The sequence below is a fragment of the Mycobacterium gallinarum genome (genome assembly GCF_010726765.1).
GTDB classification, from domain to species: domain Bacteria; phylum Actinomycetota; class Actinomycetes; order Mycobacteriales; family Mycobacteriaceae; genus Mycobacterium; species Mycobacterium gallinarum.
Window position 1 is genome coordinate 1920959 of sequence record NZ_AP022601.1, and the last position, 22536, is coordinate 1943494.

General features: G+C 65.7%; 18 protein-coding genes, 1 tRNA gene and 2 pseudogenes. 13 read left to right on the top strand and 8 right to left on the bottom strand.

Annotation, left to right across the window (positions count from 1 at the left end; translation table 11 throughout):
- Positions 1–116: 116 nt before the first annotated feature.
- Positions 117–1286 (top strand): winged helix DNA-binding domain-containing protein, encoded by a 1170-nt coding sequence (locus G6N42_RS09550; protein WP_163728983.1) that lies wholly within the window; start codon positions 117–119, stop codon positions 1284–1286.
- Here the strand turns inward: G6N42_RS09550 and uvrA are convergent.
- Positions 1283–4186 (bottom strand): excinuclease ABC subunit UvrA, encoded by a 2904-nt coding sequence (uvrA, locus tag G6N42_RS09555; RefSeq protein ID WP_163728986.1) that lies wholly within the window; start codon positions 4184–4186, stop codon positions 1283–1285. The genes G6N42_RS09550 and uvrA overlap by 4 nt on opposite strands.
- Positions 4187–4299: 113 nt before the next feature.
- Between uvrA and G6N42_RS09560 the strand changes: the two genes are divergently transcribed.
- The 3 genes and pseudogenes from G6N42_RS09560 to G6N42_RS09570 all read left to right on the top strand — a co-directional run bounded on the left by G6N42_RS09560 (position 4300) and on the right by G6N42_RS09570 (position 8743).
- Positions 4300–4971, top strand: coding sequence for an MBL fold metallo-hydrolase (locus G6N42_RS09560; protein ID WP_163728989.1), 672 nt, complete (start codon positions 4300–4302; stop codon positions 4969–4971).
- Positions 4950–5574 (top strand): annotated as a pseudogene (locus G6N42_RS31165) (Rossmann-fold NAD(P)-binding domain-containing protein). Before G6N42_RS09560 ends, G6N42_RS31165 begins: the two are co-directional and overlap by 22 nt.
- Positions 5575–5584: 10 nt before the next feature.
- Positions 5585–8743: an AAA family ATPase gene (locus G6N42_RS09570; RefSeq protein ID WP_163728991.1), complete on the top strand. Its 3159-nt coding sequence runs from the start codon at positions 5585–5587 to the stop codon at positions 8741–8743.
- 21 nt (positions 8744–8764) lie between these two features.
- On the opposite strand, the gene G6N42_RS09575 is transcribed toward G6N42_RS09570, so the two are convergent.
- Positions 8765–10072: a cytochrome P450 gene (locus tag G6N42_RS09575; RefSeq protein WP_286201639.1), complete on the bottom strand. Its 1308-nt coding sequence runs from the start codon at positions 10070–10072 to the stop codon at positions 8765–8767.
- A gap of 190 nt (positions 10073–10262) precedes the next feature.
- On the opposite strand from G6N42_RS09575, the gene G6N42_RS09580 reads away from it, so the two are divergent.
- The 3 genes and pseudogenes from G6N42_RS09580 to lnt form a co-directional block, all read left to right on the top strand.
- The gene (locus G6N42_RS09580) at positions 10263–10460 is read left to right on the top strand and encodes a hypothetical protein (protein WP_163728995.1); all 198 of its coding nucleotides are present in this window, start codon (positions 10263–10265) and stop codon (positions 10458–10460) included.
- A 139-nt stretch (positions 10461–10599) separates the two neighbouring features.
- Positions 10600–11484: a fructose bisphosphate aldolase gene (locus G6N42_RS09585; RefSeq protein ID WP_163728998.1), complete on the top strand. Its 885-nt coding sequence runs from the start codon at positions 10600–10602 to the stop codon at positions 11482–11484.
- A 35-nt stretch (positions 11485–11519) separates the two neighbouring features.
- Positions 11520–12932, top strand: a pseudogene (lnt, locus tag G6N42_RS09590) (apolipoprotein N-acyltransferase); the annotation flags it as partial.
- Here lnt and G6N42_RS31170 read toward each other — a convergent pair.
- On the bottom strand, positions 12898–13344 hold the full coding sequence (locus G6N42_RS31170) for a universal stress protein (protein WP_107529106.1): 447 nt from the start codon (positions 13342–13344) through the stop codon (positions 12898–12900). The pseudogene lnt and the gene G6N42_RS31170 overlap by 35 nt on opposite strands.
- Before the next feature lie 213 nt (positions 13345–13557).
- Between G6N42_RS31170 and G6N42_RS09600 the strand changes: the two genes are divergently transcribed.
- Positions 13558–14205: a UdgX family uracil-DNA binding protein gene (locus tag G6N42_RS09600; protein ID WP_163729001.1), complete on the top strand. Its 648-nt coding sequence runs from the start codon at positions 13558–13560 to the stop codon at positions 14203–14205.
- Between the two features lie 15 nt (positions 14206–14220).
- Complete coding sequence (locus tag G6N42_RS09605) at positions 14221–15081, top strand: alpha/beta fold hydrolase (protein ID WP_163729006.1); 861 nt, start codon at positions 14221–14223, stop codon at positions 15079–15081.
- Here the strand turns inward: G6N42_RS09605 and G6N42_RS09610 are convergent.
- The 3 genes from G6N42_RS09610 to G6N42_RS09620 form a co-directional block, all read right to left on the bottom strand.
- Positions 15078–15341 (bottom strand): hypothetical protein, encoded by a 264-nt coding sequence (locus tag G6N42_RS09610; RefSeq protein ID WP_232076521.1) that lies wholly within the window; start codon positions 15339–15341, stop codon positions 15078–15080. The two genes, G6N42_RS09605 and G6N42_RS09610, sit on opposite strands and share 4 nt — an antisense overlap.
- A gap of 220 nt (positions 15342–15561) precedes the next feature.
- Positions 15562–15993 (bottom strand): type II toxin-antitoxin system Rv0910 family toxin, encoded by a 432-nt coding sequence (locus G6N42_RS09615; protein WP_163729013.1) that lies wholly within the window; start codon positions 15991–15993, stop codon positions 15562–15564.
- 24 nt (positions 15994–16017) lie between these two features.
- A tRNA-Cys gene (locus tag G6N42_RS09620) sits at positions 16018–16091 on the bottom strand.
- Between the two features lie 114 nt (positions 16092–16205).
- On the opposite strand from G6N42_RS09620, the gene G6N42_RS09625 reads away from it, so the two are divergent.
- Genes G6N42_RS09625 through G6N42_RS09635 form a run of 3 tightly spaced genes read left to right on the top strand, consistent with a single transcriptional unit; the run spans position 16206 to position 18391 of the window.
- On the top strand, positions 16206–16940 hold the full coding sequence (locus G6N42_RS09625) for an MgtC/SapB family protein (RefSeq protein WP_163729016.1): 735 nt from the start codon (positions 16206–16208) through the stop codon (positions 16938–16940).
- Positions 16941–16958: 18 nt separating this feature from the next.
- On the top strand, positions 16959–17675 hold the full coding sequence (locus tag G6N42_RS09630; RefSeq protein ID WP_163729019.1) for a 5'-methylthioadenosine/adenosylhomocysteine nucleosidase: 717 nt from the start codon (positions 16959–16961) through the stop codon (positions 17673–17675).
- Positions 17672–18391 (top strand): hypothetical protein, encoded by a 720-nt coding sequence (locus G6N42_RS09635; RefSeq protein WP_163729022.1) that lies wholly within the window; start codon positions 17672–17674, stop codon positions 18389–18391. Before G6N42_RS09630 ends, G6N42_RS09635 begins: the two co-directional genes overlap by 4 nt.
- On the opposite strand, the gene G6N42_RS09640 is transcribed toward G6N42_RS09635, so the two are convergent.
- Both G6N42_RS09640 and uvrB read right to left on the bottom strand, forming a co-directional pair.
- Positions 18351–19754: an MFS transporter gene (locus G6N42_RS09640; RefSeq protein ID WP_163729025.1), complete on the bottom strand. Its 1404-nt coding sequence runs from the start codon at positions 19752–19754 to the stop codon at positions 18351–18353. The two genes, G6N42_RS09635 and G6N42_RS09640, sit on opposite strands and share 41 nt — an antisense overlap.
- 39 nt (positions 19755–19793) lie before the next feature.
- The gene (uvrB, locus tag G6N42_RS09645; RefSeq protein WP_197905527.1) at positions 19794–21944 is read right to left on the bottom strand and encodes an excinuclease ABC subunit UvrB; all 2151 of its coding nucleotides are present in this window, start codon (positions 21942–21944) and stop codon (positions 19794–19796) included.
- A gap of 134 nt (positions 21945–22078) precedes the next feature.
- On the opposite strand from uvrB, the gene G6N42_RS09650 reads away from it, so the two are divergent.
- Positions 22079–22522: a ribonuclease FAU-1 family protein gene (locus tag G6N42_RS09650; protein WP_163729028.1), complete on the top strand. Its 444-nt coding sequence runs from the start codon at positions 22079–22081 to the stop codon at positions 22520–22522.
- The last annotated feature ends 14 nt before the right edge of the window (positions 22523–22536 follow it).

Consider the following 22536-nt stretch of genomic DNA (forward strand, 5'->3'; position numbering starts at 1 on the left):
CGATCTCTCCTTCGTCATACGCCGCCCCGGTGGCGTCGTCGTGCGCTCAGTCAAGGCGGCGGACTCGGCTACCGATCCCAAAGTTTGTCGGTCGCCGCAGGTAGCGTTCGCAGGCGATGCGTTCATTCACGGTCGAAGAGCGGCGGGCCCGGCTCGCGCGCAGGCACTTTCTCAACGCGCACGCACAGTCCCCGGCTCAGATCGCAGGCGATGTCGTCGGCCTGCACGCGACCGATCCGGCCACTCCCTATCTCTCCCTGTGGGCGCGGGTGCCCGGCTTCACCATCGCCGACCTGGATTCCGAGCTCTACGACCGCCGGACGCTGGTGAAGCACCTGGCGATGCGGCGAACGCTTTGGGTGGTGCGCGCCGACGACCTGCCCCACATCCAAACGGGCGCCAGTGACCGGGTGGCCGACAACGAACGCCGCAAGCTCGTCGCCGACGCGCAGCGGGCCGGCGTCTGCGGCGACGGCGATGCGTGGCTGGCCAGCGCGTCGAGGGCAGTATCGAAACACCTCGACAAGCACGGTCCGACCAGTGCCAAGGACCTACGTGTCGCGCTACCGGAGTTGGCGGGCCACCACGATCCCGCACCCGGCAAGCGGTGGGGCGGCGAAACACCGCTGGCACCAAGGATTCTGACGCTGCTGTCGGTGCGGGGTGACATCGTCCGCGGACCGAACGACGGATCGTGGACGGTGTCGCGACCGCGTTGGGCGCCGATGTCCGGCTGGCTGACGTCGCTGCCGAACGCGGTGTCACCGGACGTCGCGCGCACCGAACTGGTACGACGGTGGCTGCGCGCGTTCGGCCCGGCGACCGTCACCGACATCAAATGGTGGTTCGGCAACACGCTGACGTGGGCGCGTCAGGCCCTTGTCGACCTCGAGGCGGTCGAGGTGGATCTCGAAGGCACGCCCGGGTTCGTCCTCCCCGACGATCTGGACGTCGAACCGGACGCCGGACCGTGGTGTGCGCTGCTGCCCGGGCTCGACGTCACGACGATGGGGTGGTTCGACCGGGACTGGTATCTCGGCGGGCACCGCGCGCAGGTGTTCGACACGAACGGAAACGGCGGTCCGACGGCATGGTGTGACGGTCGCATCGTCGGCGCGTGGGGTCAGGATGCCGAAGGGCGGGTCGAGGTGCGACTCCTCGAGGATGTCGGCCGGAAAGCGCGGCAGGCGCTTCAGCGGCGGGCCGACGAGCTGACCGACTGGCTGGCCGGCGTACGGATCAACCCGCGCTTTCCCTCACCGCTGTCGAAGGCCCGGCAGAGCTAGGCGCTGACCTTGCTGCGCTTGCGCTTCTTCGGGGCCGGCCGCGCCACACCCAACGCCTCGGCCAGGAAGTGGCCTGTGTAGCTGTCGGGGTTCTCCGCGACGTCCTCCGGCGTGCCCGACGCGACCACCGATCCGCCGCCCGCTCCGCCCTCGGGTCCCATGTCGACGATCCAGTCCGACGTCTTGATCACATCGAGGTTGTGCTCGATGACGATGACCGTATTGCCCTTGTCGACAAGGCCGTTGATGACGGCGAGCAGCTTGCGAATGTCCTCGAAGTGCAGACCCGTGGTCGGTTCGTCGAGGATGTAGATGGTGCGGCCGGTGGACCGTTTCTGCAGTTCGGACGCCAGCTTGACGCGCTGCGCCTCACCACCGGAGAGCGTCGGCGCGGGCTGCCCCAACCGAACGTAGCCGAGTCCCACGTCGACCAGCGTCGCCAGGAATCGATGGATCGACGTGATGGGCTTGAAGAACTCCGCCGCCTCCTCGATCGACATGTCGAGCACCTCAGCGATGGTCTTGCCCTTGTAGTGCACCTCGAGGGTCTCGCGGTTGTAGCGGGCGCCCTGGCACACCTCGCACGGCACGTACACGTCCGGCAGGAAGTTCATCTCGATCTTGATGGTGCCGTCACCCGAACATGCTTCGCAGCGGCCACCTTTGACGTTGAACGAGAACCGGCCCGGCTGGTAGCCGCGAACCTTCGCCTCGGTGGTGGCCGCGAACAGCGTACGGATCTTGTCGAACACACCGGTGTAGGTGGCCGGGTTGGACCGCGGTGTCCGGCCGATCGGTGACTGGTCGACGCGGACGAGCTTGTCGAGCTTGTCCAGCCCCGTCACGCGGGTGTGCCGCCCCGGCACCTGCCTGGCGCCGTTGAGCTTGTTGGCCAGCACCGACGCCAGGATGTCATTGACCAACGTCGACTTGCCCGAACCGGAGACGCCGGTGACCGACGTCAGCACACCCAGGGGGAACGACACGTCGATCTCGCGCAGATTGTGCTCGCGCGCACCGACGACGGTCAACTGCCGCTTGCGGTCGGTGGGCCGCCGCATGGCGGGGACCTCGATCTCTTCCTTGCCCGAAAGATAAGCGCCGGTAATCGAATTGGAGTTCGTCAGCAGATCTTCGTACGTGCCGCTGTGCACGATCTGACCGCCGTGTTCACCCGCAGCAGGCCCGATGTCGACGACCCAGTCGGCGTGGGCGATGGTGTCGAGGTCGTGCTCGACGACGATCAGCGTGTTGCCCAGGTCCCGCAACCGGATCAGCGTTTCGATGAGCCGCCGGTTGTCACGCTGATGCAGCCCGATCGACGGCTCATCGAGGACGTACAACACCCCGACGAGCCCGGAGCCGATCTGCGTGGCCAACCGAATCCGTTGCGCCTCACCGCCGGACAGCGTGCCCGCCGCCCGCGACAACGACAGATAGTCGAGCCCCACGTCGAGCAGGAACCCGAGCCGCGACTGGATCTCCTTGAGCACCTGGCCCGCGATGGCCTGCTCACGCGAGCCGAGTGTCAACGCGTTGAGGAACGCCGAGCAATCGGCGATCGACAGTTCGGCGACCTCGGCGATCGATTTCGGCCCGTACTCCCCCGCCGTCATCGTCACCGCGAGGATCTCCGGCTTCAGTCGGGTGCCCTCACACTCCGGGCACGGCACGTCACGCATGAAGCCCTCGTAACGCTCCTTCATCTGCTCGGAGTCGGTCTGCTCCATGCGACGGTGCAGGAACGCCATCACGCCCTCGAAATCGGCGTAGTACGAACGGGTTCGGCCGTAGCGGTTCTTGTACCGCACGTGCACCTGCTCGTCGCAGCCCTCGAGGATCGACTTGCGCGCCTTGGCGGGCAGCTTCTTCCACGGGGTGTCGACGTCGAACCCGATCTGGTCACCGAGCCCCTTCAGCATCCGGGTGAAGTAGTCGGCCGTCTGCCCCATGGACCACGGCGCGATCGCCCCTTCGGCAAGCGTCAGGTCGGGATCCGGAACGACGAGTTCGGGGTCGACCTCTTTGCGGATGCCCAGCCCCACGCATTCCGGGCAGGCGCCGTACGGGGAGTTGAAGGAGAACGATCGCGGCTCGAGGTCGTCGACGGCGAGCGGGTGCCCGTTCGGGCATGCGAGCTTCTCGGAGAACCTCTGCTCGCGGTGCGGGTGGTCGTCCTCCCGGTCGACGAACTCCAGCACCACGATGCCGTCGGCCAGGTTCAGCGCCGTCTCCACCGAGTCCGTCAGGCGCTGTTTGGCGGTCGCCTTGACCGTCAACCGGTCGACGACCACCTCGATGTCGTGTTTCTCCTGCTTCTTCAGCGTGGGCGGCTCGGTCAGCGGATACACCACACCGTCGACCCGGACGCGGCTGTACCCCTGGGTGTTCAGCTTGTCGAACAGGTCGACGAACTCGCCTTTGCGGGTGCGCACCACCGGTGCGAGCACCTGGAAGCGCAGGCCCTCGTCCATGGCGAGGACCTGGTCGACGATCTGCTGCGGCGTCTGACGGGCGATGCGCTCACCGCACACCGGGCAGTGCGGGGTGCCGGCCCGTGCGTAGAGCAGACGCAGGTAGTCGTACACCTCGGTGATCGTGCCCACGGTCGACCGCGGGTTGCGATTGGTCGACTTCTGGTCGATGGACACAGCCGGCGAGAGACCTTCGATGAAGTCGACGTCGGGTTTGTCCATCTGGCCGAGGAACTGGCGCGCGTAGGCGGACAGCGACTCGACGTAGCGACGTTGGCCCTCCGCGAAGATCGTGTCGAACGCCAGCGACGACTTACCCGAACCGGACAGGCCCGTGAAGACGATCAGCGCGTCGCGGGGCAGCTCAAGATCGACGCTCTGCAGATTGTGTTCGCGCGCACCTTTGACAATCAGGCGATCAGCCACACGCGCTCTCTTTCAACGACGAAGTCCTCCGAAGACATAGTTGAAACCCATGCTAGGTCCCGCCACCGACAAGTCTTTGGTCGAGGCTGGGCCGAGACAGATACCGTGAAGACATGACTGTCGTCAACGACAACTACACCGGCCACGTCGACCCAAAGACCGCAGCTCGACGCACCCTCCCGGGTGCATCGATCGTGAAGGTTTCGGTGGGCCCGATGGATAACAACGCATACCTGGTGACGTGTTCCCAGACCGGCGAGACGCTACTCATCGATGCGGCCAACGACCCTGAAATCCTGCTCGAACTCATCGAGCGGTTCGCACCGAAGCTGACCCTGATCGTCACCAGCCACCAGCATTTCGACCACGTGCAGGCGCTCGAGCAGGTGGCCAAGAGCACCGGCGCGCCGACCGCGGCCCACCAGCTCGACGCCGAGGCTCTGCCGGTCACACCCGATCGGATCCTCGCCCAGGGTGACACCGTGAAGGTCGGTGACCTGACCTTCGACGTCATCCACCTGCAGGGTCACACCCCGGGATCGGTGGCGCTGGCCCTCGTCGACGCCGACGACAAGACGCACCTCTTCACCGGCGACTGCCTGTTCCCCGGCGGCGTCGGCAAGACCTGGCAGGAAGGCGACTTCGAGAAGCTGCTCGGCGACGTGACCAGCAAGGTCTTCGACGTGTACGACGATTCGACGGTCGTCTATCCCGGCCACGGCGACGACACCACGCTCGGCACCGAACGCCCGCATCTCGGCGAGTGGAGAGAACGCGGTTGGTGACCCGCAGCGACACAGCGGTCGCCGTCGTGACGGGCGCCAGCCGGGGACCGGGCTCGGGATCGCGCACGCCCTCGGCAGTCACGGGTGCACCGTCTACGTCACCGGAAGGACCGACGCGGCCGGACAGTCGCCGCTGGGCGTGAAACGCCGACCTGGTGACCGCGGCGGGCGGCACCGGAATCGCCGTTCGCGTCGGCTCCCGGTGCCGCCCACTACGTTTTCGGTCCGGCGTACGGCGTGCACAAGGCGGGAATGGACACGATGGCCGCGGACATGGCCGTCGATTTCCGGAAGTTCGGGGTGGCAGCGGTATCGATCTGGATGGGCATCCTGCTGACCGAGTGGTTGAAGAACTCGTTGCGGCCGAGTCGGACAAGCTCGGCCACACGCTGGCCGACGCGGAGACCCCGGAACTGACCGGCCATCTGATCTGGGCGCTGTTCAACGATCCGGCGCTGATGGACATAGAGCGGCCAGACGTTAATCGGGGTCGAGCTCGCGGTCGAGTACGGCATCAAGGACGAGGGCGACCGCCAGCCGCCGTCGTACCGCGACCTGCACGGAATTCATCCGATCAGGCAATTCGACACAATCCTGCGGTGACAATACTGGCGTGGGTGGCACGCGGTGTCCCACTTGTGATACCGAGGTAGGGGCGGCGGCGAAGTTCTGCAGCGAGTGTGGAACATCGCTGACGAGCGCTGCCCCAGCCGAGTACAAGCAGGTCACGGTCCTGTTTGCCGACGTCGTGCGATCAATGGACATCGCCAGGTTGCTAGGCCCGGAGCGACTGCGCCAGATCATGGCCGAGGTCGTGAACTGCGCAACGTCGATCGTGCAGCGCTACGGCGGCACCGTCGACAAGTTCACCGGCGACGGCATCATGGCGGTCTTCGGCGCGCCCCTCTCGCTGGAAGACCACGCGATCCGGGCCTGCCTGGCGGCCCTGGAGATACAGCAGGAGATCGCGCCGGTCGCAGCACAAGTGAAGCAGCGAGACGACCTCGACTTGCAGTTGCGCGTCGGGCTCGATTCCGGGCAGGTGATCGCGGGTGAAGTAGGTTCTGCCGCGTTGGGTTACACCGCGGTCGGTGAGCACGTCGGGTTAGCACAACGGATGGAATCCGTCGCTCCGCCGGGCGGTGTCATGCTCAGCGCGTCCAGCGCTCGATTGGTGGAGAAGGTGGCGGCGCTCGGCGATCCCGAGTCGGTCCACATAAAGGGTGCCGACGAACCTGTCACGGCCAGACGGCTGTTGGGCATCGGCAGGCAACGCGCAGTCACGCGTACCGAATCCCAACTGGTGGGCCGGAATTGGGAACTGTCTGCGCTCGGCGGACTGCTGGACAGAGCGATCGCTGGACAAGGTGCGGTCGTCGGCATCTCAGGACCCGCGGGCATCGGCAAGAGTCGCCTGACACGCGAGCTCGCTACCATGGCGCAAGCCCGCGGCGTCGATGTTTTGACCACTTACAGCGAGTCGCACACCAGTCAGGTGCCTTTCAATGTCGTCAAGAAGCTCTTCCGCGCGGCCACGGGTATCGAGGGACTCGAGGCGGCCGCCGCCAGAGAACGTCTCACGGCCCAGCCGCGCGACGCCGATTCCGAAGACATCATGCTGTTCGAGGACCTCCTCGGCATCTCCGACCCCGATGTCGCCCTGCCACTGATCGATCCGGACGCCCGCCGACGGCGGTTGACGGCGCTCGTGAACGCCGCATCGCTCGCCGTCACACGTGCGGTGGTGTACGTCATCGAAGATGTGCACTGGATCGATGAGGCCAGCGAATCGATGCTCGCCGATTTCCTCGAGGTGGTTCCGCAGACACCGTTGCTCACCGTGATCACCTACCGGCCGGACTACCGCGGGGCGCTGACGCGGGTGCCGGGAGCGCAGACGTTCGCCCTTGCGCCGCTGAACAGACCGGAGACGACGAAGCTGGTTTCAGGGCTGCTCGGATCCGATCCCAGCGTCAGCGCTTTGGGTGAAGTCATCATCGAACGAGTCGCCGGCACACCGTTTTTCGCGGAGGAGATCGTGCTGGAGCTCTCCCAGCGTGGTGTGTTGAAGGGCCGAGCCGGGTCCTTCGTGGCAACCGTAGAAGCAGCCGACATCGCAGTTCCCGCAACATTGCAGACGACGATCGCGTCGCGCATCGATCAGCTCAATCCGTCATCGAAGCGCACATTGGGCGCAGCCGCGGTGATCGGATCTCGATTCAGCGCGGACCTGCTGACGGCTTTGGGTGTCGACCCCATCGTCGATGAGCTGCTGGCCACGCAGCTCATCGACCAGGTGACGTTCACCCGCCATCCCGAATATGTGTTCCGCCAGCCCCTCATTCGCACGGTGGCTTACGAGACACAGTTGAAATCCGATCGCGCCGCGTTACACCAACTGGTCGCGACCGCGATCGAGAATCAGGCCGCGGGTAGCGCTGACGAGAACGCCGCGCTGATCGCCGAACACCTGGAAGCAGCGGGCGATCTGCACGCCGCATACGAATGGCACATGCGCGCGGGCGCCTGGTCGAACAACCGCGATCTCACGGCGGCACGAATGAGCTGGGAGCGAGCCCGACTCGTGGCCGATTCACTACCCGAAGAGCACCCCGGACGGTTGACGATGCGCATCACACCGCGTGCTGCGCTCTGCGGAACCGACTGGAAGATACACGCCGATCCCAGTAGTCGCTTCGACGAGTTGCGGCAGTTGTGCGCGCTGGCCGACGACAAGACCTCGCTCGCGATCGCGATGATGGGGCCCATGGCCGAGCGTTCGCAGCACGGCGACCCACACGGGGCCTCCCGATGGGCGTCCGAACAGATTGCGTTGCTCGACTCGATTGGCGAACCCTCTTTAACGGCGCAGGCCGGCTTCGGAGCCATGGGGATCAAATCCCAGGTGGCCGAACACAAAGAAGTGATCCGGTGGGCGCAGACCACCATTGACTGGGCCGATGGCGACGCGACGAAGGGCAACCTCATCGTGGGTTCGCCGTTGGCAGTGGCTCTCGCCTTGCGTGGGGCGGCCCGGTCCTGGTTCGGCTTACCGGGGTGGCGTGACGATCTGGATGCTGGTCTTGCCTACGCGAAGGAGGTTGGGGAACCGCTGACGCTCGCAGTGACGATGTCGTTCAAATACGGCTCGGGTGTCTACACCGGTGCGTTGCGTGCCGACCGCCTGGCGGTGTGTGCAGGCGAAGAGGTACTGGGAGTCGTGCAGTCGTCGGGCAACGACTACGCAATTGCAATGGTGAAGTGGCAGCTCGGCTCGCTGCTGTTCCGACGAGATACTGCGGCCGAGCGAGACCGCGGACTCGACCTGGTAAGACAGGCCCGCCAGCTGTCGGAGAAACAGCGATTCCTTGGCTCGGAGCTGTCGGTCATGGACTTATTCTTCGGGCTGCACCTCGTCCGCAACGGCGATCTCGATACCGGCATCCAGCTACTCCGAAAATCGGTTTCGGACATGATCATCGGGGGCCAGGTCGCGTACTACATACCCGCGGGTTGCATGTTCGTGGAGACGCTGATCGAGCAGGGCACCGGACATGACCTTGCTGAGGCCGGGGCCATGATCGACACACTGCACGCGGCGCCTGCCGACGGCTCCGCAGTTCGTGACGTGTGGCTGCTGCGATTGCATGCCCTAATGGCGCGTGCGCGTGGCGACGATGACCTTTACGCGGCACTGCGCAACCGCTATCGCGACATGGCGACGTCACTCGGGTTCGAGGGCCACATCGACTGGGCCGAAGCGATGCCGTGACGGCATCTGCGGAAGATACGGCTAAACAGGCACCGACCAGGCGACCGGTAGCCGCTTGATGCCGTGAATGAACGCCGAGTGTAGGATCGCGGGCTCCTCGACGGCGACCACGTCGGGTATCTGGCGGCGTAACTCTTCGAACATCACCCGGATCTCGCGTCGCGCCAGATTCGCCCCCAGGCAGAAGTGCGCGCCACCGCCGCCATATCCGATGTGCGGGTTGGGATCCCGCGTCACATCGAACAGCCACGGATTGGCGAACTTGGCCTCGTCTCGGTTACCGGAGTTGTACCACAGGGATACCTTGTCCCCCGCCTTCATCTCGATGCCGCGCAGCTCGACATCCTGAGTCAAGTTGCGCCGCATGAAGATAACTGGAGATGCCCACCGCACGATCTCCTCCACGGCGGTGGCGGCCACCCCGTCGAAGTCGTTCCACCACTTCTCTCTTTCATCGGGGTAGCGGGACAGGGCCACCATGCCGTGGCTGATCGCGTTGCGGGTGGTTTCGTTGCCGGCGGCCGAGAGCAGTATGAAGAACGATGCGTACTCGCTTGACGTGAGCCGCGTTCCGTCGACCTCGGCCTGCACCAGGCTGGTGGTGAGGTCGTCGCCGGGCTTGGCTCGTCGTTCCTCAGCGAGACCCATGGCGTACTCCACGATTTCGTTCACCACCACCAGCACGGCATCGAAGTCGCCCGACACCTCGTCGTCGCCGAAACCCAACATCACGTTGGTCCAGTGGAAGACCTTCTCCTCGTCCTCTTCCGGGATGCCCATCATGTCGCAGATGACCTGCAACGGCAGCAGTGCGGCAGCCTCGGCGACGAAGTCGGCCCGGCCGTCGGGATTGTTAGCGACCATGTCGTTCACGATCGTGCGCGCACGGTCGCGCACGCTGCCTTCGATGCGGGCCAGCACCTTCGGCGTGAACGCCCGGTTGACGATCTTGCGCAACCAGGTGTGCCGGGGATCGTCGAGGTTGATCATCGATCCGGTGAACTCGGCGACCTCGGGCGCCACGTCGTTCAGCGACGTGCTGGTCGGGATGGAACTGAAGATCTCGGGGTGACGACTGGCATAGTGGATGTCGTCGAACCTGGTGAGGGCCCAGTGGCCGGCGCCCGCCGGGAAACCGGGGAATTCCGCTACTGCGAAAAAGGTGATCGGCGACTCGCGTCGCAAGGTCGCGAACGCCCCGTCGCGAATGTCGTCGTCGCGCGCCCAAAACTCCAGCGATGCGAGGTCGATGTCGGCCAGAGGCACGTCCGGAGGTGGTACGCCGTTCTCGCGGCGTGCGATCGGCGTGCGGTGCAGTATCGACGTCATAGTTGACCCTCTCGCCAGTTGGAGTGTCGCACCTCGAACGGCGAATGAACCCGATTTGAGCGCTACATCTTTACCTGATGGGGGCTTGATCAAGTCGCATCTTTTGCCCGGTGGCGGAGTGCTCGTGAGGCCATACGTCTATCGGCACGACCCGGCGAACACCAGAAGTCACAACCGAAAGGCGATCGAGATGAACATCAGCACCGTGAAGAAACTCACGGTCTCCGCCGTCATCGCCGGTTGGCTCGGCTTAGCCCTCGGTGGGGTAGCACTGACGATTGCGGCACCGGCCAACGCCGCAACCAACACGACTTCATCGGTCGCGAAATGGTCCGTCCATGGCGAAGGCGAGGAGACGATTCGAGTCTCCGACGCCGCACGCATCTGAGCTCCCGCATCACTCAATCCGGTCGCGGCGGTGAGCGACGGGCTGAACCGGCGTCACAACGCGTAGGGCCCCGCCAAGCGGTGAACGCGCTGTCCTAGTCTGATGCGCAGAACTCGTCGATGAGCTGCAGGAGATTTAGGTGAATCAGGATCAGTTGAAGAAGGCGCAAAGCGGTGCCGGTTTCATCGCCGCACTTGACCAGAGCGGTGGCAGCACCCCGAAGGCGCTGAAGCTGTACGGCATCAGCGAGGACGCCTACTCCGGCGACGAGCAGATGTTCGACCTGGTGCACGAGATGCGAACTCGCATCATCACCAGTCCGGCCTTCGACGGCGACCGCATCATGGGCGCGATCCTCTTCGAGATGACCATGGACCGCCAGATCGAGGGAACCCCCACCGCCGCCTATTTGTGGAACGTCAAGAACATCGTTCCGTTCCTCAAGATCGACAAGGGTCTGAACGACGAGCAGGACGGCGCGCAGACCATGAAGCCGATGCCCGGCCTCGATGATCTGCTCGACCGCGCCGTCGCCAACGGGGTCTTCGGCACCAAGGAACGTTCGGTCATCAAGCTGCCGGGTGCAGGCCTGGACGCCGTGGTCGCCCAGCAGTTCGAGGTGGGACAGCAGGTCCTCGCGAAGGGCCTGGTGCCGATCATCGAGCCCGAGGTCGACATCAAGAGCCCGAAGAAGGCCGAGGCAGAGGAGCAGCTCAAGGCCGCCCTGTTGGCCGGCGTCGACGCGCTCGGTGACGACCAGAAGGTCATGCTCAAGCTGACGCTGCCCGACACCGACAACCTCTACAAGGAGCTGGTCGATCACCCCAAGGTGCTACGTGTCGTGGCGCTGTCCGGCGGCTACGCCCGTGACGAGGCCTGCGAGAAGCTGGCCCGCAACACCGGCGTCATCGCGAGCTTCTCGCGCGCGCTGACCGAGGGTCTGACCGCGCAGCAGAGCGACGAGGAATTCAACGCAACCCTGGATCAGGCCATCGCGAGCATCGCCAAGGCGTCCGCTACCTGAGGCCACCTCAGCTGATTCGCGGGCTCGCGGCGGCGCTGGTCGCCGGCGCGATCCCTGCCCTCGCCTTCCCCGCGGTGTCGTGGTGGTGGCTCGCGTGGGTCGGGCTGATCCCGCTGCTGTTCATTGTCCGCGCGGCGCCGTCCGCCCTGCAGGGCGGCGCGCGTGCCTGGTTCGGCATGGCCGGTTTCGTTTTGACAAACCAGTATTGGCTGTTTCCGAGCGCAGGCCCGCTGCTGGTCGTGGTCGCGCTCGTCGTCGGCGTGCTGTGGTTTCCGTGGGGCTTCGCGGCGCAGCGGCTGCTTTCCGGCGAGGCGGCGGTGCGACGGGTTCTTGCCGCGGTCGTCGTGCTGCCCTCTGCCTGGGTGCTCGCCGAAGCGGTGCGGTCATGGCATCACTTCGGCGGGCCGTGGGCGCCGCTCGGCGCGTCACAGTGGGTTCAGCCGGCGACGCTGGCGCCCGCCTCGGTGGGCGGCGTATGGCTCGTCAGCTTCCTGATGGTCGCCGTCAACACCGCGATTGTGGCGGCGATCCTGCTGTGCTCCTGGCGTGCGGCAGCACTGCCGGTTGCCCTGATCGCCCTCGGCCCGACGTGGTTCTGGTTGGGTCCGGCGCCCGCCCCGGGGCCGACGGTGCGGGTTGCGCTCGTCCAGCCCGGCGATATCGACGACGCACGGGCACGTCAGGCCGCGAGCGAGCGATTGACCGAAGGATTGGTGGGCGAACGGCTCGATCTCGTGGTCTGGGGTGAAAGCAGTGTGGGCGTCGACCTGACGAGCGACCCGGACGCCACAGCGCGGCTCGTCGAACTGCGCCGCCGGGTCGGCGCGGACGTGTTGGTGAACGTCGACGCACGAGCTCCCGACGGCGGAATCTACAAGTCGTCGGTGCTCATCGGGTCCGACGGCCCACGCGGCTCGTATGCGAAGACGCGGCTGGTGCCGTTCGGCGAATACGTGCCGCTACGAGCGCTACTCGGCTGGGCAACCCGTCATACCAACGCGGCCGGCGAGGATCGCCGCCGCGGCGACGGCCCGGTGGTACTGCACGCCGGGACGCTGGCCGTCGGGCCGTTGATCAGTTTCGAGACAACGTTTTCGGATCTGCCGCGGCACGTAGTGCGCCTGGGCGCGCAGCTCCTGGCGTATCAGAGTTCGACGTCGAGTTATCAAGGCAGCTGGGCACAACCGCAATTGGCGAGCATGGCCGCCGTCCACGCCGCCGAGACCGGTCATCCCGCCGTGCATGCCGGAACATCCGGTGTCAGTGCGGCATTCGATGCGCGCGGCCGTGAACTGGGGCGGTTGCCCGCGTCCGACCGAGGTGTACTGGTGGTCGATGTGCCGCTGGATTCGCGCGCCACTGCCTACGATCGGCTCGGTGACTGGCCGATCGTGGTGGCGGCGGTGCTGATCCTTACGGCGTGGTGTGCACAATCAGCACGTCGGTCTTGGATCGACGTGCGACGTTGGCCGGCACGGAACCGAGCAGGCGGCCAGCGATCGTGGAGAGGCCGACGTTACCGACGACAAGAAGATCGGCCTTGACCTCTTCGGCGAGATCGACGAGGGCGTCGACGGGTGCGCCGACGATCGCCTTCTCCTCGACGTTCTTGGCACCCGCCTGATGCGCACGTTCCTTCGCCTCGCGGAGAATCGCGTAGATGGGGGCGTTGCCCGACATCTTGTAGCCCTCGTCCTTGAGCACGTCGGCCGCGCGCTGGTCTTCGCTCTGGGGGAAGTACGCCGTCGCCACGACCACTGTCGCGCCTGACCCGGCGGCGATCTGGCCGGCTTTCTCCACCGCGCGCAGCGACGAATCCGATCCGTCCGTGCCGACCACGATGGTCGTGTAGCCGCTCATTCGTTGCCCTCCCAATGTAGGTTGCAGCGCCACCCGAGACAGTAACCCGTCGTCCGGCGAACATGGGTGCGAATCACCACACATGAGTGGCATCAGCCTGGACTTTCGTCGTTTGCGCGCTAGCAACATCACTGATGTCGCCCCGACGTGACCCCGCCTACATACCGGCGGTTCGCACGGATTACGGCACCGACGGGCGGGTAATCGCTTGCCATGGCAGCGCATACCGCGGCCGAGTTCGTACCGGACAGCCGCGACCTAGGGGATCTCGCAGAGGCCGCGCACAGCTGTAAGGGCTGCGACCTGTACCTGGACGCAACCCAGATGGTGTTCGGCGCCGGGTCGGCCACGGCGGATCTCATGCTGGTCGGCGAACAGCCCGGCGATCAGGAGGACAGGGCCGGCGAGCCATTCGTCGGGCCTGCAGGCAAGCTGCTCGATAAAGCGCTGGCGGCGGCTGGCGTCGAGCGACAGCAGCTGTATGTCACGAATGCGGTGAAGCACTTCAAGTTCACGCTCCCCGAGCGGGGCAAGCGGCGCATCCACAAGACACCGAGTCGAACCGAGGTGGTGGCCTGCCGGCCGTGGCTGTTCGCCGAGCTGATGGCCGTGCAGCCGGAGGTGGTGGTGCTGCTCGGCGCGACGGCCGCACAATCGCTGATGGGCCGCGAGTTTCGGCTCACCGCCCATCGCGGCGAAGTGGTGCACCTGCCCGACTCCGACGATCTCGCGTTCGATCCGCAGATCGTGGCGACCGCACACCCGTCGTCGGTGCTGCGCGGGCGTCCAGAGGACCGCGGCAAGGCATTCGACGCCCTGGTGTCGGATCTGCGATTCGCGGCCGACCTGCTCGCCTCCTAGGACATCATCACGTGCATGGAGACCACGGTGGAGCGCCTCATCTGTCTGCGCGACGGACGATCGATGGCCTACGCCGAATACGGCACGCCCGATGGCTTTGTGGTCGTCAACGCACACGGTGGCCTTGCCTGCCGCCTCGACGTCGAATCGGCTGACGACGTCGCCGCAGCGGCCGGGATTCGGCTGATCTCACCGGACCGGCCCGGTGTCGGACACTCAGATCCCGATCCCGGGCGCACCACATTGAGCTGGGCCTCCGATGTCGAAGAATTGGTCGACCGACTCGGGGTGGAGCGGTTCGCCGTGATGGGCTGGTCGATGGGCGGACAGTACGCGGCGGCGGTGGGACACGCTCTGCGTCACCGGGTGACCCGGGTGGCGATCGTCGCAGGGGCACTGCCGCTGACCGGATCCGGCGTGTTCGACCAACTGCCCGCGATGGACCGATACCTCACCCGCATGGCTGAGCGTGCGCCGTGGCTGGCGCGACAGTGGTTTCGAATCATGGGACTTGCGCCACGACTCGCCCCCGTGCTGTACGGACGCCTCGCCGCGCGTGACCTGGGAAAGGCCGACGGCGCTGTCATCCGCGGCGAGGGATTCCGGACGTTCGCGAGGATGTCCCGCGAAGCGATTTGCCAACCGGCAGGCGCCGTCGAGGAGTACCGCGCATGGATGCGGCCCTGGGGGTTTGCACCCGAAGACCTCGACGTACCCGTTGACATCTGGGCGGGCACTGACGATCAGTTGATCAACCCGAGTTGGCCGCAGCGGCTCGCATCACGAATCCCGAACGCGACCTTGAACATTCGCGACGGCGGACACTTCGTCGCACACCTGCACTACCGGGAGATATTCGACTCGCTGCGTCGCTAGCAGACGGCAGGCGGCACCCAGCCCGACACGTTCGGCGGTACCCATCCGCAGGGTCCGTAGTAGCGAGGACCGTCCCACCGGGCATCGCGCCATTCGCGATAATCGTCGCGCCGGTCGTGCCAACGCGGCTTGTCGAGCTTCCACATGATTCCCGGCGAATTCGGTACTGCCGGTTCGGCATTGGCGACGGCGGCACTCAGCCCCACTGCTGTGAACCCCATTGCCCCGACGAACGCCACACTGGCGCCGATCTTCTTCATCTTCACGATCAAACCTCTGCGTTATCAGCTATCCGACCCGACACGATCTTAGCCGCTCTACGGATTGCCGCTCGGGTGCCCCTGTCGGTCCGCGCGGGCCGAAACCTTCAGCAAATCGTGAGGCGCCGTGTCAGCGCGTGCGCTGAAAACAGTTCTGCTGCAGGACTATTGATCGATAGGGTTTGCGATCGACGCATCCGTTAGTTTGTGCTGCAAAGATTCAGGCGTAGAGCGATTCGAACTTGCGGATCGACCGTTCGAGGTCGCCCTTTACCGCCCGCACCGCTGCCATTCCAATGGGCCCGAACAGCGGCGCACCGCCGAGTTCCATCTTCATCGTGAACGAGCAGCCCTGCTTCGTCTGCTTCACCGTCATCTTCAGTGCGTACTTCGTGCCGCCGACGCCGTCGCCGGTGATGGCGATGAGTCGCGGCGGATCCAGTTCCCGGATGGTCCACTTGACGCGGTTGCGCATGCCTTTGGCACCGGCGACCCCGACAATCGTCGTGCCCACCTCCAGCTCCGACGGGAGCTCACCACGCCAGCCCTCGTGCATCGATAGCCAGTCGCCGAGCGTGGAGAGGTCCGATACGTGTACCCACGCGTCATCGGGGCTCAACGACAGGTCTCGCGACAGCTCGAGTTTGGCCACGCTCAGATGTTAACCATGATTCCCTGGAGCGAGTGACGGGATTCGAACCCGTGTAAACGGCTTTGCAGGCCGGTGCCTTGCCTCTCAGCCACACCCGCGTCGGCATTGACGTTGCCACGGTGGGGCGCCCACGCCCACCGTTGCGATCGTCGTGAGGCGAACCGACGGCGCGCCGACCGTCAGCGCGCTGGTCCCGGGGTTAATTTGTGCGGATGGATGTCTTGTTGGCCGCCGCCGATCCACCGTTCTTCGGTGGTCCCGGGCAGGGCACCCGCCAGATCGTCGAGTTGTTCGTCGCGTTCGGTCTCACCGCGCTGATCGGGCTCGAACGGGAACTCCAGGGCAAGAGCGCCGGGGTGCGCACACAGACGATCGTCGGCACCGCGGCGGCGCTGATCCTGCTGGTCAGCAAGTACGGCTTCCAGGATGTGCTGCAGGACGGACTCGTCGTCGTCGACCCGTCCCGTGTCGCCGCCCAGATCGTCTCGGGTATCGGCTTCCTCGGCGCGGGCATCATCATCTTTCGCCGCGGCTCGGTCCACGGTCTGACGACCGCGGCCGCCGTGTGGGAATCCGCGGCCATCGGCATGGCGGCCGGTTCCGGCCTGCTGCTGTTGGCCGTCACCGTCACGGCAATGCACTTCCTCGTCGTCATCGGTTTCCTGCCGCTGGCACGCTGGCTCACCTCCCGGCTGAGCGGATCGGTCACCATGCACATCAGCTACCTGGAGGGCCGCGGCGTGATGACGCGCATTCTGCAGGCATGCGAGCGCCGCCAGTGGCAACTCACCGACCTCGCGAATGACACCGCAGAGCAAGCCACGGGCGCGGGTCAGACCGGTGTGCTGGTGACGCTCGGAGGCAGAGGCATCGTGAATGCACCCATGGTGCTGGCGGGGATCGACGGTGTGATCGGGATCCACCAGCTCGACGACGACCCCGACTAGGCCGCCGCATAATGTCTTGTGACCATCGGACTGATCTGCGCCATCCCGCAGGAACTCGACGCGCTACTCGGCGATCTGTCGGAAACCCACTCCGAAGCCAGGGCGCATACCCGGTTCGTCACCGGCGTCCTCGACGGCCACGACGTCGTGTTGGCGGGATCCGGGATGGGCAAGGTCAACGCAGCGATCGTCACCACGCTGCTGGCCGACCGGTTCGGGTGCCGCACAATCGTTTTCTCCGGTGTGGCAGGCGGGCTCGACCCGGCGCTGTCCATCGGTGACGTCGTCGTGGCCGACCGCATCGTCCAGCACGACGCCGGTGTCCTCGAGAACGAGAAGATCCGCCCCTATCAACCGGGCCACGCGCCGATCATCAACGAAACCGATCGCCTCGGCTATCCGGTGGATCCCGAGCTGCTCGGCAGGGTGAAAGGCCGGCTCGCCGACATGGCGGTTCCGGGTCAAATCGTCTATGGCACAGTGCTTACCGGCGACCAGTATCTGAACTGCGATTCCACGCGAGAGTGGCTGCTTGCCGAGTTCGGAGGCAAGGCGATCGAAATGGAGGGCGGCGCGGTCGCGCAAGTCTGCGAGGCGTTCGGACTTCCCTGGTTGGTCATCCGCGCGCTCTCCGACCTCGCCGGCGGGAATTCGCTTTTCGACTTCACCGCATTCGTCGACCAGGCGTCGGCGACGTCGGCCACCATTCTGCGACACCTGCTGCCGGTGCTGTGACGCGTCTGCTGGACAGGGTGCTCGATGCACACGGTGGACTGGACGCCTGGCGGCGCTTCTCACGCGTCGAGGCCACGATCGTCAGCGGCGGTCTGATGTTCGAGATGAAGGGCCAACCCCAGGACCCGACGCCTCGCCGAATGACCGCAGCGCTGCAACACGAATGGGCCTCGGTGCAACCCTTCGGCGCGGACGACCAGAAAACCGATTTCACGGCGGAGCGCGTCGCGATCGAGAAACTCGACGGCGTCGTCGTGGCTGAACTGATGAACCCCGAGGCGTCATTCGAAGGCGACGACCTCAACACTCCGTGGAATCCTTTGCAGCGGGCCCACTTCAACGGATACGCGCTGTGGACGTACCTGACGAGTCCGTTTCTGTTGGCGCTCCCGGGGTTCACCGTCAGCGAGCTCGACCCGATCGAAGACGACGGCCGAACGCTGACCGGCCTGCAGGTCACTTTTCCGGCCGGCATCGTCAGCCACAGCACGCTTCAGGAGTTCTACTTCGGACCCGACCTGTTGCTGGCGCGCCACGACTACCGGGTCGAAATCGCGGGCAGTTTCTCGGCGATTCAGTACATCTCGGACTTCGTGGACGCCGACGGCATCATGATGCCGACCAAACGACGGGCGTACCGGTGCGGCGACGACGGGCGACCGCGGTTCAGTGAGCTCATGGTGTCGATCGACCTGTCCGACTACCACTTCTCGTAGACGCAATCAGGCCGACCACGGCCAGCACCGCGAACGTCGCGAACATCCAGCGCGCGGCGGTCGCATCGCCGCGATCGGTGGTGTTGACCACGATGCCCGCCAGCCCGGCCCCGAACGCTCCGAAGATCAGCTGCACCGTGTTGATGGCCGCCGCGGCGCGGCCACCTTCGCTTTCATCGTCGACCGAGCCCATCGCCCACGCCGACAGGTGCGGCCACGCCATGCCGACCCCCACGCCCGTCAGTGCCAGCGCCACCACCCAGACCGCGATCACGCCTGCCGATGCGTCCTGGACCTGACTCACCGCGGCCAGCGCCAGTCCGGTCGCCATCACAAGCGGCGCGACCGCGACGATGCGCACCACGATCTTCGTCCTGGTCACCGACGCGCTGGCGATCTCGCTCATCGTCCACCCGACCGCCAGCGCCACACCGAGGAATCCCGCCCCTACCGGGGCCAGATGCGCCAGCCGCTGGCCGAAGAACGGCACGTACAGATCGACCATCGTCGCGGCCATCAACATGCCGAGGGTGAGATAGATCCACTTCAGCGGGCCTGGCCGAAAAGCCGTGGGCGGCAGGACCGCCGCGCCTGCGCGACGATCGACAATCAAAAACACCGCGACCAACACCGCGCCCAGCGCAACCAAAGCAATGGTCCACGCCATGTTCCGCGGGACACCCGCGACACTGATCGCCAACGCGGCCGACCCGAGCAGCAGCAGCGACCACACCGGGATCCGGTCACGCACCCGAGGCGCGTCCGTCCGAGCGGGCAGAGCGAACGGCACCAGCACAGCGATCAGCGCGGCGAGTCCGACGAGCATGCCGAATGCCCAACGCCAGGAACCGTATTGCGCGAACAGGCCACCTGCGGCCGGACCGAGTATCGTCCCCACGCCCCACATCGCCGACACGAGGGCCGACGCCTTGGTCCACAACGATTGCGGCAGCGTGGAATTGATCACCGCATAGCCAAGCCCGGCAAGCAGCCCGCCCGCTGCGCCCTGGACCACTCGGCCGACCAGCAGCAACTCCATTGTGGGCGCCAGGGCGCACAGCAGGCTGCCCAGCCCGAACACTCCGAGGCCGGAAAGGTACGCCCACCGCGGCCCAACCCGCGCCAGCACAGCGCTCACCGTGGTCGCCGACACGACCGAGGCGACCAAGTACACGGTGGTGACCCAGGCGTAGAGGCGCTGCCCACCGATATCGGCCACCGTGCTCGGCAGCAGGCTGATGGTCAGGAATTCGTTGGTGGCGTACAGCGCAACGCCGCCGGCCAACACCGTCGAGGCCCCGAGGTGTTTCGGGCCCAACAGCTCACGCCAGCCACCGGTGGCGGTCGTCGCGGTCACAGTCACGCCGCTCACGCTAGGAGCTCAACCGCTGTTGAGGTCAAGTTATTTCAGGCCCGCAGCGTCCATGCCGCGCAGTTCCTTCTTCAGGTCGTGAATCTCGTCGCGGATGCGGGCCGCCAACTCGAACTGCAGATCGCGTGCGGCGGTCATCATCTGCTCGGTCAGATCCCGGATCAGATCGGCCAACTCAGCACGCGGCATGTTCGACGTGTCGCGGCCCTCGATGATGCCCGCGCTGACGGCACGGCCCGGCTCGCCCTGCGCGCGACGGCCGCGTGACGCGTTGCGGCCGGAACCACCGATCTCGACATCGTCGGCCTCGCGGTAAACCTGGTCGAGGATGTCAGCGATCTTCTTACGCAACGGCTTTGGGTCGATGCCGTGTTCTTCGTTGTAGGCGATCTGCTTGGCCCGGCGCCGATCGGTCTCATCAATCGCCTCGCGCATCGAGTCGGTGATCTTGTCGGCGTACATGTGCACTTCGCCCGACACGTTGCGCGCCGCGCGACCGATGGTCTGGATCAGGCTGCGGGTCGACCGCAGGAAGCCTTCCTTGTCCGCGTCGAGGATCGACACCAACGACACCTCCGGCAGGTCGAGACCCTCTCGGAGCAGGTTGATGCCCACGAGCACGTCGTAGTCACCGAGCCGGAGCTGCCGCAACAGCTCGACGCGACGCAGCGTGTCAACCTCTGAGTGCAGGTAGCGCACCCGGATGCCCATCTCGAGCAGATAGTCGGTCAGGTCCTCGGCCATCTTCTTGGTCAGTGTGGTGACGAGCACCCGCTCGTCACGCTCGGTTCGCTTGCGAATCTCGCCGATCAGGTCGTCGATCTGACCTTTGGTCGGCTTCAGCACCACCTGGGGATCGACAAGGCCCGTCGGCCGAATCACCTGTTCGACGAATTCGCCACCGCTCTGGCTCAGCTCGTACGGTCCGGGTGTTGCCGACAGATACACCGTCTGCCCGATCCGGTCCGCGAACTCCTCCCACGTGAGCGGCCTGTTGTCCACCGCCGAGGGCAGCCGGAACCCGAAATCGACGAGGTTGCGCTTGCGCGACATGTCGCCCTCGTACATCCCGCCGATCTGGGGCACCGTCACGTGCGACTCGTCGATGACCAACAGGAAGTCCTCCGGGAAGTAATCCAGGAGCGTCGCAGGCGCCGAACCCGCCGGGCGAGCGTCGATGTGGCGCGAGTAGTTCTCGATGCCCGAACAGAAGCCGACCTGGCGCATCATCTCGACGTCGTAATTGGTGCGCATCCGCAGCCGCTGGGCCTCGAGAAGCTTGCCCTGGCCTTCCAATTCGGCCAGCCGCTCCTCGAGTTCCTGCTCGATCGTGGAGATCGCATGCGCCATGCGTTCGGGTCCCGCCACGTAGTGGGTGGCCGGAAAGACGCGCAGCGAGTCGACCTGGCGCACGACGTCGCCGGTCAGCGGGTGCATGTAATACAACGCCTCGACCTCGTCGCCGAAGAACTCGATGCGCACCGCCAGCTCCTCGTACGAGGGGATGATCTCGACGGTGTCACCCCTGACCCGGAACGAGCCGCGGGTAAACGCCATGTCGTTGCGCGTGTACTGGACGTCGACAAGCAACCGCAGCAGCGCGTCACGGGGAACTTCTTGGCCGACCTGCAGTTCCACCGACCGGTCCAGGTAGGACTGCGGGGTGCCAAGACCGTAGATGCACGACACCGACGCGACCACGACCACATCGCGACGCGACAGCAGGCTCGACGTCGCCGAGTGCCGCAATCGCTCCACGTCGTCGTTGATCGAGCTGTCCTTCTCGATGTAGGTGTCAGTCTGAGCGATGTACGCCTCGGGCTGGTAGTAGTCGTAGTACGAAACGAAATACTCAACAGCGTTGTGCGGCAACATTTCCCGCAACTCGTTCGCCAGCTGCGCGGCCAGTGTCTTGTTGGGTGCCATCACCAAGGTGGGCCGCTGAAGACGCTCGATGAGCCATGCCGTCGTCGCCGACTTACCGGTACCGGTGGCGCCGAGCAGCACGACGTCGCGCTCCCCCGCCACGATCCGGCGCTCGAGCTCCTGGATCGCCGCCGGCTGATCGCCCGCGGGCTGGTGCTCGCTGACGACCTCGAACCGGCCGCCGGCGCGCACGATCGAGTCGACAGGACGGTACTCCGAGACCGCCAGCACCGGGTGTTCAGTAGCGAAAGCCATATTCACCAGGGTAGAACCCCGCACCGACATGTTCTGTTCCGCAGCCCTGGCCGACGTAGGCTGATCGCATCCACCCTCCCAAGCACGAGACATTCGACCTGCGGGCTCGCACCAACACCGACCCGAAAGGCATCGTGCGGGCCGTTGACGTGTACACCGTCGAGCCGTGGGGCCTCTACATGGCCCGACCGGCCCCCGGCCGCGCCCAGTTCCACTACCTCGAGTCGTGGCTGCTGCCCGCGCTCAACCTGCGGGCCACCGTGTTCCACTTCAACCCGGGTCATGAGCGCGACCAGGACTATTACCTCGATATCGGCCTGTACAGCCCCGGCGAGACGGTGTGGCAGGCCGAAGACCACTATCTGGATCTGGTGGTGCGCACCGGCGTCGGGGCCGATCTCGCCGACGTCGACGAGCTACTCACCGCAGTCAGGCACCGCCTGCTGTCGCCCGAGGCCGCTGAGCAGGCAGTTCAGACTGCGGTATCGACGCTCGACGGGCTGTCGAGAAACGGCTATGACCTCGATCGATGGCTCGCCGGCCAAGGGATGGCCCTGACCTGGCGCGATCCTGCGTAACACGTGAACGATCT